The sequence below is a fragment of the Streptomyces bicolor genome (assembly GCF_000719285.1).
Lineage (GTDB): Bacteria > Actinomycetota > Actinomycetes > Streptomycetales > Streptomycetaceae > Streptomyces > Streptomyces bicolor.
The window spans coordinates 1-13,870 of the sequence record NZ_JOFS01000039.1; the positions used below are offsets into that span (position 1 = coordinate 1).

9 protein-coding genes are annotated in these 13,870 nt (G+C 71.8%); 6 read left to right on the top strand and 3 right to left on the bottom strand.

Annotated features, from left to right (window positions below):
• Positions 1 to 155 precede the first annotated feature (155 nt).
• Positions 156 to 920 carry a sugar isomerase domain-containing protein gene (locus IF78_RS0136475; RefSeq protein ID WP_031498637.1) on the bottom strand — a complete coding sequence of 255 codons (765 nt, stop codon included), beginning with the start codon at positions 918 to 920 and terminating at the stop codon, positions 156 to 158.
• A gap of 167 nt (positions 921 to 1,087) precedes the next feature.
• Here IF78_RS0136475 and IF78_RS0136480 point away from each other — a divergent pair, with 167 nt between their 5' ends.
• The 6 genes from IF78_RS0136480 to IF78_RS0136505 all read left to right on the top strand — a co-directional run bounded on the left by IF78_RS0136480 (position 1,088) and on the right by IF78_RS0136505 (position 10,492).
• Positions 1,088 to 1,972 (top strand): MurR/RpiR family transcriptional regulator, encoded by an 885-nt coding sequence (locus IF78_RS0136480; protein WP_031487020.1) that lies wholly within the window; start codon positions 1,088 to 1,090, stop codon positions 1,970 to 1,972.
• A 133-nt stretch (positions 1,973 to 2,105) separates the two neighbouring features.
• Positions 2,106 to 6,347 (top strand): glycoside hydrolase family 38 N-terminal domain-containing protein, encoded by a 4,242-nt coding sequence (locus IF78_RS0136485; RefSeq protein ID WP_031487021.1) that lies wholly within the window; start codon positions 2,106 to 2,108, stop codon positions 6,345 to 6,347.
• Between the two features lie 284 nt (positions 6,348 to 6,631).
• Positions 6,632 to 7,021, top strand: a complete 390-nt coding sequence (locus tag IF78_RS50710; protein WP_324617301.1) for a hypothetical protein — start codon at positions 6,632 to 6,634, stop codon at positions 7,019 to 7,021.
• Positions 7,022 to 7,173: 152 nt separating this feature from the next.
• Positions 7,174 to 8,547, top strand: coding sequence for an extracellular solute-binding protein (locus IF78_RS0136495; protein ID WP_031487023.1), 1,374 nt, complete (start codon positions 7,174 to 7,176; stop codon positions 8,545 to 8,547).
• Between the two features lie 2 nt (positions 8,548 to 8,549).
• On the top strand, positions 8,550 to 9,590 hold the full coding sequence (locus tag IF78_RS0136500) for a carbohydrate ABC transporter permease (RefSeq protein WP_031487024.1): 1,041 nt from the start codon (positions 8,550 to 8,552) through the stop codon (positions 9,588 to 9,590).
• The gene (locus IF78_RS0136505) at positions 9,587 to 10,492 is read left to right on the top strand and encodes a carbohydrate ABC transporter permease (protein ID WP_031487025.1); all 906 of its coding nucleotides are present in this window, start codon (positions 9,587 to 9,589) and stop codon (positions 10,490 to 10,492) included. The genes IF78_RS0136500 and IF78_RS0136505 overlap by 4 nt, the downstream gene beginning before the upstream one ends.
• On the opposite strand, the gene IF78_RS0136510 is transcribed toward IF78_RS0136505, so the two are convergent.
• Complete coding sequence (locus IF78_RS0136510) at positions 10,456 to 12,612, bottom strand: glycoside hydrolase family 3 N-terminal domain-containing protein (RefSeq protein ID WP_031487026.1); 2,157 nt, start codon at positions 12,610 to 12,612, stop codon at positions 10,456 to 10,458. The genes IF78_RS0136505 and IF78_RS0136510 overlap by 37 nt on opposite strands.
• 227 nt (positions 12,613 to 12,839) lie before the next feature.
• Positions 12,840 to 13,865, bottom strand: a complete 1,026-nt coding sequence (locus IF78_RS0136515; protein ID WP_051828455.1) for a BadF/BadG/BcrA/BcrD ATPase family protein — start codon at positions 13,863 to 13,865, stop codon at positions 12,840 to 12,842.
• Positions 13,866 to 13,870 lie beyond the last annotated feature (5 nt).

The following is a 13,870-nucleotide window of genomic DNA, read 5'->3' on the forward strand; positions in this document are numbered from 1 at the left end:
CCCTCGATGGGGGTGCCCCCGCGCGAGCCGAGCGAAGCTCGGTTCGAGCGTGGGGGAGGAGCCACGTGGGCGGTTCGGCAACGCAGCTGGGGGTCCCCCCTCTGGGGGAGTGCGTGCCAGGCGTCGCCGGGCAGGCGGGAATTTGACCACAGGGCCTAGCTCGCGGTGCGCCGGATCCGTCCGGCGTACCGCTTCTCCAGTTCCAGGTTGCCCTCGAAGCCCCCCGGCACATTGGCCGAGACGTACACCGGCGGGCGCTCCCCGGCGGCGATGAGCTGGGCGGAGGCCTCGGCCACGGCCATCTGGACGAGCATCACGCCGGTGAGCGTGGACAGGGCGCAGACGGCGCCGCCCTCCGGGAGGTCCAGCAGCGCGTCGCCGCGCGGTGCGGCGTTGTCGAGGACGACGTCGGCGAGGTCGGCGAGCTTCTTGCCGCTCGGGTGTCCGGCGGGGACGGCGCGGGTGTGGGTGAGGGAGGTGATCGCGAGGACGCGGTGGCCGTGGTGCCGGGCGTGCAGGGCCATCTCCACGATCACGTTGTTGACCCCGGAGTTGGAGATCACGACGAAGAGATCCTGGGGACGCGGCACGGCGAGGTCGTAGATGCGGGCGGCGACGCCGGCCTGCCGCTCCAGGAGCGGGTCGTCGAGGACGCTCGGGGAGTCGCCGCCGTACAGGACGAGGTCGGCGATGCTCAGCCGGTTCGTCGGCACCAGCCCGCCGGCCCGGCCGGCGAGTTCGAGGACGATGGCCTGGGAGTGGCCGGTGCCGAAGGCCTGGATCACGCCGTCCGCGCGCACGCAGTCGGCGATCAGCCCGGCGGCGCGGGTCACGTCGTCGCGGGCGGACTCGGTCAGGCGGTCGAGGACGGCCATGCTCTCGTGTGCGAAGCGCCGGGCGCTCACGGAGTGGTCGGACACGCGTCACTTCCCCACTGGTGGATTGAACCACCTGGTACTCCTCCATCGATGAATCAATAAATCACACACCGGATGGCAGGGGCAATGAGCCGCCGCCGACGAGCCCGGGCCCCGCCCGGTCCTGGTATTCAATCTGAGGGAAAAACGGTGGCTGATACCTTCTTTGCATGCCCCCGACGGACGTCACCACACTGATCCGAACCGAGCTGCCCCGGCTGGCCGGCTCCCTACGGAAGGTCGGCGAGCTGATCCTGGAGGATCCGGCCGCCGTCACCCACTGCTCGGCCGCCGAACTGGGCCGCCGCACCGGCACCTCCCAGGCGACGGTGACCCGCTTCTGCCGGGCCATCGGCCTCGACTCCTACCAGCATCTGCTGATCGAGCTGGCTCAGGAGCGCGGCCGCGGCGAGGTCTCCGACTGGGGCACCGCCGAGATCGGCCCGGACATCTCCCCCGACGACAGCCTCGAGCGGGTCGTCCAGGTGGTCGGCAGCGCGGACCTGCGCGCGATCCAGCAGACCATCGACCGGATCGACCTGGACGCGCTGGAGCGGGCGGCCCAGGCCCTGGCCCGCGCCCGCCGCATCGACGTCTACGGCGTCGGCGGCAGCGGCGCGGTGGCCCAGGAGACGGAGACCCGGCTGTTCCGCATCGGCTGCCAGGTCCGCGGCTGGACGGAGGTGCACGGCGCGGCCACCTCCGCGGCCCTGCTCACCCCGGCCGACGTGGCCATAGGCATCTCCCACTCCGGCGCCACGCGCGAGACGCTCGAACCGTTCGAGATGGCCAGGGAGCGGGGCGCGACCACCATCGCCATCACCACCGACCCACGCTCGCCGCTGGCCAAGGCCGCCGACATCCGGCTCATCTCGGCGACCTCGGAGACCAGCTTCCGCACCGGCAGCATCGGCGGCCGGCACTCCGTGCTGATGATCGTCGACTGCCTCTACGTCCGGGTCGGCCAGGTGTCCTACCAGCGCGCCAGCGCCTCCCTGGCGCTGACCGACCACATCACCCCGCAGCACGCGGTGAAGTCGCGCCGGGCGCGCTGAGCCCGCCCGCGCTCCCGCCCCGGCACCCGTACGGGACTGCATGGATGAACCACCAACAAGCCACAGAGATGGTTGTTTGAATCATCCCTTCGGTGCCAGGATGGGGCTCCCCACGAGCACTCGTAGGAGCCCCATGCGCGTCATCTCTGTCGAGTCGACCGAACTGTTCGTCGGTACCGAGGACGATCCGCACCAGGTGGTGGCCGTCGAAGTCGGACACACCCCCGGCCGGACGGTACGCCTCACCGTCGAGGGGCCGGGTGTCCACGGCACCGCCGAGGTGGCCACGGGAGACGACGGCAGCGCACGCGCCGAGATACCGGTGACGACCGACCTCGCCCCCGGCGACCGTACGCACGTCAGGGTCACGGCGGAGGACGCCGGCGACCCGGCGCGCACCGCGGAGAACTCCGCCGCGTTCACGGCCGCCGAACCCGGTTGGACCATGTTCATGGTCAGCCACTTCCACTACGACCCCGTCTGGTGGAACACCCAGGGCGCCTACACCGAGACCTGGGACGTCGCCGACGACCCCGCCACGACCGGCCTGCCCGCCCGCACCTTCGACTCACGCGGCCAGTCCGGGATGAGCCTGGTGCGGGCGCACTGCGATCTGGCGCGGCGCGACCCGGCGTACACCTTCGTGCTCGCCGAGGTCGACTACCTCAAGCCCTACTGGGACGCCTTCCCTGAAGAGCGCGCCTTCCTGCGCCAGCTGATCCGGACCGTCCGCGTCGAGATCATGGGCGGCACCTACAACGAGCCGAACACCAACCTCACCGGCGCCGAGGCGACCGTACGCAACGCGCTGTACGGCGACGGCTTCCAGCGCGGGATCATCGGGGCGTCCCCTCAGACGGCCTGGCAGCTGGACGCGTTCGGGCACGATCCGCAGTTTCCCGGGCTGATGGCGGACGCGGGTGTGAGCTCCAGCTCCTGGGCGCGCGGGCCCTTCCACCAGTGGGGCCCCACCCTCTCCGTGTTCGGTGAGGAGCCCCGGGATCCGAAGCGGATGCAGTTCCCGGCGGAGTTCGACTGGATCGCCCCCTCGGGGCGCGGGATCCTCACCGCCTACATGGTCAACCACTACGGCGCCGGCTGGGCGATCGACAACGCGCCCACGCTCCCCGAGGCGGAGGCGGCCGCGCTCAGGCTGTTCAAGGGGCTGAAGCAGGTCGCGCTCACCCGCAACGTCCTGCTGCCGGTCGGCGGTGACTACGCGCCGCCGTGCCGCTGGGTGATGGCCATCCACCGGGACTGGAACGCCCGGTACGTCTGGCCACGCTTCATCAGCGGCATCCCCCGGGACTTCTTCGCCGCCGTGCGCTCGGAGCTGACGGCGGAGGGCCGCAAGGCGTCCCCGCAGACGCGGGACATGAACCCGGTCTACACCGGCAAGGACGTCTCCTACATCGACACCAAGCAGGCCCAGCGCCACGGCGAGACGCTGCTCGCCGACGCGGAGGCCTGGGCGACACTCGCCTCGCTCGTCACCGGGCACCCCTACCCGGACGCGGCGCTCGACAAGGCCTGGCGGCAGCTGATCTACGGCGCCCATCACGACGCCATCACCGGCTCGGAGTCGGACCAGGTCTACATCGACCTGCTCACCGGCTGGCGGGAGCTGTACGACCTCGCCGAGACGGTACACGCTGACGCCACCGACGCACTCGCGCGCAAGGTCGCCCAACTACCCGGCGGTGCACCGGACTTGGTGGTCTTCAACGCGGCGACCTGGGAGCGGCGGGACGTCCTGGCGGTCGAGGACCCGGGGCTCGTCCCCCTCGACGACACCGGACTGCCGCTGCCCGCCGTGCGGGAGGACGGCGAACTCCGGGTCGTCGTACCGGAGGTGCCCGGCATGGGCCTCAAGGCGCTACCGCTGGCCGAGGGGACGGTCCCCGAGTGGACACCCGGCGAAGGCACCACCATCCGCAACGAGTTCTACGAGGTGACGGTCGACCCCGCGCGCGGCGGCGCCGTCAGCGGCCTGCGCGCCCTGGCGGAGAACGGCCGGGAACTCCTGCGCCCCGGCGACATCGGCAACGAGCTGGTCGTGCAGGAGGAGTACGCACGCCACCCGCGCTTCGGCGAGGGCCCCTGGCACCTCACGCCGACCGGCACGACGGCCGCCCGCAGCCGCGACGTCACCGCGGACATCGATGTCGAGCACTCCCCCGCCGGATCTCGGATCACCGTCCGCGCCGACCTCGGCCTCTTCCACTACACCCAGCGCCTCACCCTCTGGAAGGGCGTCGACCGCCTCGACCTCACCACGACCATCGACGGCTACGACGGCGCCGACCGCCTCATCCGGGTCCGCTGGCCCTCCGACGTGCGCGGCGGGCTGCCGGTGCACGAGGTCGCGGACGCGGTGATCGGACGCGGCTTCGGGTTCGTGGAAGTCGACAGCGAGAGGTTCCCGTGGACGCTGGACAACCCGGCCAACACCTGGTTCGGGCTGGGCTCCACCGCCCGGGTCGCGGTCGCCGACGGCTCCGGCCGGCCGCTCGGCGAACGGTCCATCGGTGTCGCCGAGTTGGTGTACGCCTCCTGGGACGACGCCGGTGAGCTGGGCGCCGGGCTCGCGGCGGCCCTGGTGCGCGTGGGCGTGACGGCGACCTCGACGATCGCCGGGGGCCCGCGCTACGGCGACCTGGAGGTCGACTCCAACCTGCCCGACATCCGGATCGCGGTCGGCGCGCCCGAGCGCAACACGCTGGTCGCCGAGGCCCTCGGCTGGGACCCGGCGGCCGGGCGGGAACTGCGCCGGCAGCTCGCCGAACGGGGCGTGGCCGCCGTCTGGGTCGCACCGCGCGCCTCGCTGCGCGAGGAGTGGGTGCCCGGCGCCGACCTGCGCGACCTGGAACGGCTGCCGCTGCTCGTGGTGGCGGGCGCCCGCCCCGAGGACGACGCCAAGGCCGTGGACGCGCTGATCGCCGACCTGGACGACGCGGTCCTGCGGGCCACGGCGGCGGGCGGCGGGGAAGCACTTCCGCCCGGCGACGCGTGGGACGGACGCAGCTTCGCGGTCCTGAACCGGGGCACGCCGGGCTGTGTGGTCACCTCGTCGGGCGACCTCTACATGTCCCTGATGCGCTCCTGCACCGGCTGGCCCTCGGGCCTCTGGGTCGACCCGCCCAGGCGCACGGCACCCGACGGTTCCGGCTTCCAGCTCCAGCGCTGGTCCCACACCTTCGAGTACGCCGTGGTCGCGGGCCCGGGCGACTGGCGGGAGCTGCGGCTGCCGCAGGCCGGGCACGCCTTCAACCATCCGCTGACGGCGCGCTTGAGGGACACGGCCGCCGAGGATGCCGTACTGCCCAGGAAGGCCGTGCTGTTGGGCCTCGAGCCCGCCGGGGAGGTGCTGCTCGACGCGCTCAAGGCGGCCGGCTCGCCGCTCGCACGAGGGAGCGTGGCAGCCGCTGATCCGGCCGGCGGGGTCGTCGTACGGGTGCACGAGGTGAACGGCCGGCCGGTGCGGGCGCGGGTACGCGGGCCGCGGGAGTGGACGGAGGGTGCGCGGGCGGATGTACTGGAGCGGCGGGGGGATCCACTGACGCCCGGCGATCAAGGGACACTCGAACTCGACCTGACCGGTTTCGAGGTGGCCACCGTCCTGGCCACCGCCCAGGGTGAAACCTCACCCGGCCCCGGCATCGCCGCCCACGAACCCGCCCAGCCCATCGCGACCCGCTACTGGCTCCACAACTCCGGCCCCGCCCCGCGCGGCAACATGCCGGTCGCGGTGTACCTCTCCCCGACCACGCTCACCGTCGCCGACGGCCCCGTCACGGCGACGGTCCGGGTCGGCTCGGAACTGACCGACGCGCCGGTGTCGGGCACGGTCAGCCTGCACGTCCCGCCCGGCTGGTCCGTCGAGCCGGCCGAACTGCCGTACGCGCTGGGGCCGGGCGGTTTCACGGTCGCGGAGGTCACGGTGACACCACCGCCCGACCCCGAGCCGGGGCGGCACTGGCTCGCCGCCCGGCTGAGGTACGGCGGGCAGACGTACGAGGACGTCGTGCCGCTGGATGCGGGCGACGGGCACAGGGGCCCAACGCTGCGGATGGGGTTGGGAGTTGAGCGGATCGTCGTACGCCATGGCGAACGGGCCCACGTCCCGGTCACCCTCCACAACACGACCCGAGGACCGATCAACGGCACCCTCTGGGCCGTCTCCTCCTGGGGAACCTGGGCGGGCGTGACCCCGGGCTGCCAGGGCTTCACCGTGGCAGGAGGGGAGCAAGGGGAGTACGCGATCGAGGTGGACGGCGGCGCGGCACCGCCGGGTTCGTACTGGCTGATGGCGAAGGCCGGCTGGCACGGGTGCGTGGCGTACACGGCGGCGGTGGAGCTGGAGGTGACGCCATGACGAGCGACTACGCGGCTCGCGTCCACGGCGAAGAGATCCGGAAGGAACGCGTGGAGGCCTTTTTGAGAGGCGGTTCGGCAACGCCGCCAAGGGGCGCGGGGAACTGCGCGACCAGCCACAACGCACCCGCAGCCGAACGACGACACAACGCGGCACTCTCGATGGAACGCCAACGCCGACGCTGGGCAACGCAAGTAGTACTGATAGACGAACTCGCCCGCCGCACCTGCACGAAGCGCGGCCTGCCAACCCCATCAGAGATGCAACCGCCTACCACGCTCACCGTGCCGGAGGCAGACGTCGCCGACCTCGGCAGCATCGTCGCCGCAGCCCTCGCCCACTCCCCCGCCGCACGCCTCCTCCTCACCACGCTGGAGAACGAGCAGCACATTCCCGAGGAGGCCGTACGCGACTACTACGACCGCAACCGCGACCGCTACCTCACCCCGCAGGCCCTCAGGCGCGGCGTCGACCCCTATGGCACATCGGCCACCCCGGCGGACTTCCTCCCGTACGAAGGGGCCCGCGAGGGCATAGCGCAGGACCTGCGCCAGGCGGCAGCCCGGTACGCGTTCTTCGCCTGGCTGGACCAGGCGCGGACCGGCGTCGAGTACGCCCCAGGACACGAGCACCCGGGCGACCCGACCCACCAGGACCACGAGCACCGGCACTGAACGGAACGTAAAAGCAACACGGCAACCCATTGACCTCCGATGAATCCTGGTCCATCTTTTCATCAATCCAAGTCCAAGTTGGTGATTTGAACCAGCCACTATCGGCGAACACCAGCGAACCAGCCGCCCAGTTCGGCCGCAGGAGGGCACCCATGCGCGCAAGCAGACTTCCCGGATCCCTGGCATGTTTCCTCGCCCTGGCACTCGCGGCCGCCGGCTGCGGCCTCTCCGGCGGCGGCTCCGACGAGGGCGAGGCCACCGCCGGCGGCTGCAAGGTCGACAAGGCGAACGTCGGGGACGGGGCGCTCACCGGGGACATCAAGGGCGACATCACCTTCCAGACGACCAATCTGAAGAAAGACTTCGGTGGCTACTTCAACAGCGTCATCGCCGCCTTCGAGAAGGAGCACCCGGGCACGAAGGTGAAGTGGATCGACGACCCCGGCGACGCCACCTTCACCCAGCGCCTGGTCGCCGACGCGCAGGGCTGCACGCTGCCGGACGTGGTCAACATCAACGTCAACACGGCGGTGGCGCTGACCAAGAACGGCTACCTGCTCAACCTCGACAAGAAGGCGCCCGACGCGGGTAAGCCGTTCACCGAGTCGATGTGGGAGTCGAGCACCTACGCCGAGGCCGACGGCACCAAGGTGCACAGCGTGCTGCCCTGGTACTCCGGCGGCATCGTGCAGACCTTCAACACCGATCTCATGAAGAAGGCGGGCCTGGACCCGGCCAAACCTCCGACGTCCATCCTCGGTCTGTTCGCCGACGCCGAGAAGATAGCGAAGGCCTCCGACGGCGAGTACTACGCCTTCCTCGCCAACCCCTCGCTGCGCATCCCGGCCGACTGGCAGCAGATGGGCATCAAGGTCCTCGCCGACGACGGCAAGAAGTTCACCTTCGCCGACGACCCGAAGACCGTGCAGTGGGTCGAGGGCATGACCCGGCTCTACAAGGCCGGCGCGATGCCGAAGGACTCCCTGTCCTCCAACCAGGACCCGTCCAACGTGTACGGCCAGGGCAAGCTGGTCTACGGCTCGACGAACCCCAACTTCCTGCGCTTCATCGAGCAGAACAACCCGTCCATCTACAAGAAGACGGGCGTCGCCCGCTACATGCTGGACGACCTCGGCCACACCGTCGGCGCCCCGCAGTACATCGGCACCGCGTCCACCAGCAAGAACGCGGTGACCGCACTCGCCTTCGCACAGTTCCTGACCAACGCGGAGAACCAGCTGGAGTGGGCGAAGGACCCGAACGTCGTCATCTTCCCCTCGACGACGGAGTCGTTGAAGGACCCGTTCTTCCAGAAGGTGGAGGGCGGCGACCCGTTCGCCGAGGCCCGCAAGATCGTCGCCGGTGACCGGCAGACCGCCACGGCGGACGAGATCGCCCTCACGCCGGGCGAGTTGAACGCCGTCTCCGCCCAGATCCAGCTCGCCATGCAGGGCAAGAAGAGCGCGCAGGACGCCCTCGACGAGGCCCAGTCGAAGGCCAACGAGCTGATCGAACAGGGCAGCTGACGATGGCTCAGCGCACCGCACCCGCCAAGGCGCCCGTCCCCGCTCCCCCGGGGGCGGGCGCCCCGCGCCCCGGCGCTTCCCCGACGCCCCCTCCGCCGGGGTTCCTGCGCCGCGCCCTTCGCACCGTCACCCCCGGCCCGACGGCGGACGCGGGGGGCGCGGCGCTGTACCGCCGCTGGTGGCTGCCCTGGCTGTGGATGCTCCCGGCGATCGTCGGCACGACGGTCTTCGGGGTGTTCCCGTTCCTCAACACGATCCTGGTGTCCTTCACCGACGCCAAGCCGCTCGGCGGCGCGTACGACGTGGTGGGCCTGGACAACTACACCCGGATGCTGGGGGACTCGGACTTCTGGCTGGCCACCCGCAACAGCATCCTCTACGCGGTGATCGTCGTTCCGCTGATGGTCCTGCTGCCGCTGCTGCTCGCGGTCCTGGTGGAGAAGAACCTCCCCGGCATCGGCTTCTTCCGCTTCGCCTTCTACACCCCGGTCCTCGCCTCCAGCGTGGTCGTCGGCCTGAGCTGGCAGTGGCTGCTGAGCGACCAGGGCCTGGTCAACACCTGGCTCCAGAAGGCCCACCTCATCCGCGAGGCGATTCCCTTCCTCTCCGACTCGTGGCTGATCCTGCTGTCGGCGATGGGCCTGACGCTGTGGAAGGGCCTCGGCTGGTACATGATCTTCTATCTGGCCGCGCTGGGGAACGTGCCCAGGGAACTGCACGAGGCGGCGGCGGTGGACGGCGCCGGCGCGGTACGCCGCTTCTGGCACGTCACCGTGCCCGGCGTACGCACCTCGATGATGCTGGTGGGCACCCTCACCGGCATCGGCTCGCTGCGCGTCTTCACCGAGATCTACATGCTCGGCGGCTCCACCGGCGGCCCCGGCGGCGCCGACCGCACCCTCCCGTTCTACATCCGGGACGTCGGCCTCGACCCGCTCACCGGCAACGCCGGCTACGGCGCGGCGGTCAGCGTCGCTCTGTTCGCACTCACCCTGGGCCTCACGCTGCTCGCCCAGCGCCTCACGAAGGAGGACGAGGCATGACGACCGCTTCGGAGGGCGTGACGAGCGCGCCGGCCCCGGTGCAGCGCCGACGCCTGATGCCCCGCTGGCGCGACTACGGCCGCCCCCGCGAACTCGTCGTCCGCTACGTGCTGTTGGTCTTCGTCCTGTTCATCACCGTCGGCCCGCTGCTGTGGCAGGTGCTGTCGTCCCTGAAGGGCGCCGGCGAGGACGTCTTCGGCGCGGGCGCCTCGCTCATCCCCCACCACCCGACCCTGCGGGCCTACCGCGAGGTGTTCGACCAGGTGCCGGTGTGGACGTACATCAGGAACAGCCTGTTCGTCGCGGTCATCTCGATCACCAGCCAGCTCGTGTTCTCCACCATGGCCGGCTACATGCTGTCCAAGCCCGGCTGGAAGGGCCGCAAGCTGGTGTGGGTGCTGCTGATGGCGTCCATGATGTTCCCGTTCGAGTCGATCATGGTTTCGCTGTTCCTCAGCATCCGGGACCTCGGTCTGGTCGACAACCTCGTCGGCGTCTGGCTGCCCGGCTTCGTCGCCGCCATCAACGTCCTCATCATGCGGGCCGCGTTCCTCGCCGTCCCGCGCGAGATCGAGGACGCGGCGATGCTGGACGGCGCGGGCGAGTGGAAGCGATTCCGCCACCTGTACCTGCCCTCCGCCTACGGCGCGATCCTGGTCGTCACCATCAACACCTTCATCAGCGCCTGGGACGACTTCCTCTGGCCGCTGATCGTGCTGCGCTCCGAGGAGCACTTCACGCTGACGCTGGGGCTGGCCCGGCTGCAGACGTCGTCGTTCGGGTACGACCAGCGGCTGGTGATGGCGGGGTCGGTGATCTCGGTGATTCCGGTGCTGGTGCTGTTCGTGATCACGCAGCGGTGGTTCTACCGGGGGGTTTCCTCGGGGGCCGTGAAGCTCTGAGTCGGTATGGCGGTCAGTGCCGCCCGTGCCGACTCGGCGACGCGGAACTCGACCACGGTGCCCGTACCGGGCAGCTCGGCACCGAGCGGGAACGTGACCGTGCGGGTCTCGCCCGGCGCCAGGTCGACGGCCTGGAAGCCGCACAGCTCCAGCGTGCGCGGCCACACGGGAGTCCGCAGTCGGCGCAGGTAGAGCTGAGCGACGGAACGGCCTTGGCGCCGCCCTGTGTTGGTGATGTCGACCTCGACGGTCCGCCCTGACTGCCGGGGCGGACCGTAGGCGAAGGTCGTGTACGACAGCCCGTCCCCGAAGGAGTACCGCGGCTCGGCGTTCTCGTCCACGTAGCCGCCGTACTCGATGTCCTTGTGGTTGTAGTAGACGGGGAGTTGGGCGGCCGAGCGAGGTACGGAGAGGGGCAGCCGGCCGACGGGCTCGGTGAACCCGAGCAGCACCTCGGCGATCGCCGTGCCGCCCCACGGCCCCGGATACCAGGCGGTGAGCAGCGCTCCGGCCGTGTCGGGCACGACGTGCGGACGGCCCTGGACGAGGACGACCGCCGTCGGCGTGCCCGTCGCGACCACGGCGTCCAGGAGTGCGTACTGGGCGCGGCCCAGCTCCAGCCCCGCCAGGTCGGCACCCTCACCGCAGGTCATGTGGGAAACGGCGGTCCGCGCGGCTCCGTTGGCGTCGAACTCCGTGTCGGGCGTACGGGCGCTGCTGCCGCCCAGCACGAGCACGGCCACGTCGGAGGCGGCGGCCGCGGCGACGGCCTCGGGGACGCCGGAGAGGTCGGCGCCGGTCAGGGCACAGCCGGGGGCGTGGCGGATGTCGACGCCGGGTGGGGCGAGGGTGCGCAGGGCGTCGAGGACGCTCGTGCCCGTGGTGCGGTGTTGCGGAGCCGTGTAGTCGCCCAACTGGTGGGCCGTCATCGCCGATTGGGGGCCCAGTACGGCGATACGCGAGACGGAGGCCGGGACCGGCAGGACGCCGTCGTTGCGGAGCAGCGTGACGGCGGCCCGGGCGAGGGCACCGCTGATCTCCCTGCCTCCGGTGGGCGGTGGGGTGGTGACCTGCCGCCGGTCGAACAGGCCCAGGCGGAACTTCAGGCGCAGGACGCGGGCGACGGCGGCGTCGAGGGTCCCCTCGCTCACCAGGCCCCGCTCGACGGCCTCCTCGAGACGGGTGAAGCCCTCGTCCCACAGGCTCAGGTCGACGCCGGCCGCCAGCGCGAGCGCCCCGGCGGAGACCTTGTCGCCGGTGATGCGGGCCAGCCGGTCGACGGCGAGCCCGTCCGCCATGACGAGGCCCTCGAACCCCCAGCGCTCTCTGAGAAGTTCGGTGAGCAGCGTGCGGTTGCCGGCGCAGGGCAGGCCGTCGACCTCGTTGTACGCGGCCATGACGGCGGCGGCACCGGCTCGGACTCCGGCGCGGGCGGCGGGGAGGTGGATCTCGTGCAGCTCCCGGAGCCCCAGCTCGGACTCGGCTGAGTTACGGCCGCCGACGGTGGCGCCCTGTCCGGCGAAGTGCTTGAGGACGACGGGGGCCTTGTCGGCGGCGAACCGCTCCCCCGCGCCCTGCATGCCACGGACCACGGCCTCCGTCAACCGGGCGGCCAGGTAGGGGTCCTCACCGAAGCACTCCTCCGTACGTCCCCAGCGCGGGTCGCGGGCGATGTCGAGTGCCGAGACCAGCGCGACATGCCCGCCCCGGGCGCGCAGTTCGGCGGCGGCGTGCGCGGCGGCCCGCTCGTACAGCTCGGGGTCCCAGGTCGCGCCGACGGCCAGGTTGACCGGCAGGACGGTGGCGTCCAGGGCCATGAGCCCGTGCGGCACCTCCTCGACGAACAGGGCGGGAATGCCCAGCCGGCTGCGCTCGACGACATGCCGCTGCACCAGGTCGGCGAGGGCCGCGGCGTCCTCGGCACCGGGGCCGTCGCCGTGGTCGACGCCGGACCAGGCGTCGGCGCGCTGGAGCCCGTACAGGGCGCCGAGTCCCTCGAAGCGGTCGGTCTCGGCGTACAGGGCGTCGGTGAGTTGGTAGCCGCCGTCGGGGGTGCGGCGGTAGGCGTTCCAGCCGTACATGCGCTGGTTGAGCTGGCCGACCTTCTCGCGCAGGGTCATGCGGGAGAGGAGGTCGCGGACTCGGGTGTCGACGGGGGCGGTGGGGTCGCGGTAGAGCGGGGCGGGGCCGTCCTGCGGATGGCCGTCGCGGCTGTTGCTGTCGTCGAGACGCTGGGGCTCGGCCTCGGTGGCACCGTGTCGCGGAGTCGGCATGCGGCCGGTCCCTTTCGTGCGTTCGGTTCGGGTGGGCGGTTTGTGCGAGCGTTCCGGGCCGGCAGTCGGTGCGTTCAGACGGCGAGCCGCGCGAGAGCAACCGCCCCCCAGGAGCCGTCCGCGACCCAGTCGAGGGTGAGTCCGAGCGACCGCAGACGGACGGTGAGGGGCGCCGTCAGCGGTCCTTCGGGGCCGAGCAGGCCCCCCGTGGCGACGACCCGCTCCCCTGGCCGGGGATCGAGGGCGCGGACGTAGCCGGTGAGATGGTCGGCGGCCGTGTCGAGGATCCCCTCGGCCACGGCGTCCTCGTGCCGGGCGGCCTCGGCGACCAGCGGTGCGAACTCGGCGAGCCGGACCGGCGGTCGCTCCATGACGGCGGGGAGCAGGTGCATGCGGTAGGCCTCACGCCGGGCCCGCGTCCAAGGCCCTGGGGCGTGCGGTCCCGGAGCCTCACCCGGCAGGACGTCCTGCGGTACGCCCAGCGCCCGCCCGACCGACGCGGCCAGCGCCGTCGGCCCGCCCCGCCCGTCGGCCATGCGCAGCGCCACCCGCACCGCCTCGCGCCCGATCCAGAAGCCGCCACCGTCGTCGCCGAGCAGCCAGCCGTCGCCGCCGGCGGTCGTGGTGCACGCGCGTGCGGTGATGCGCGCCGCGACCGCGCCGGTGCCGGCCACCAGGGCGAGGCCGTCGGCGGGGCTGCCGGGCGCGGAGGCGAACGCGGCCTCGATGTCGCTGTGGATCTCGACCGAGCCGGCGGCGATGCCGAGCCGACGCAGCGCGACGGTGAGCGCGGCATGCGCCTTGACCCGGCCCGGCTCGTCCGGGGCGGTCCGGGAGGCGCCGGCGAACCCGCCCGCCACGGCCACGACACGGCCGCGCAGCCCCTCCGGAACGGCGCCCGCGACAGCCTCGACGAGATGCTCGGTGAGCTGCGCGCCGGGCACGGTCAGGGCGTTGCCCGGCCCGCCGACGCCCTCGCCCTCGGGCTCGCCCTCGCGCAGGGGCGCCAGGACGGCGCGGGTGCGGGTGCCGCCGGCGTCCAGGCCGACGACGTACGCCGGTACCCGACCGGACGAAGTTTGGTTCAAATCACTATTCATTGGCG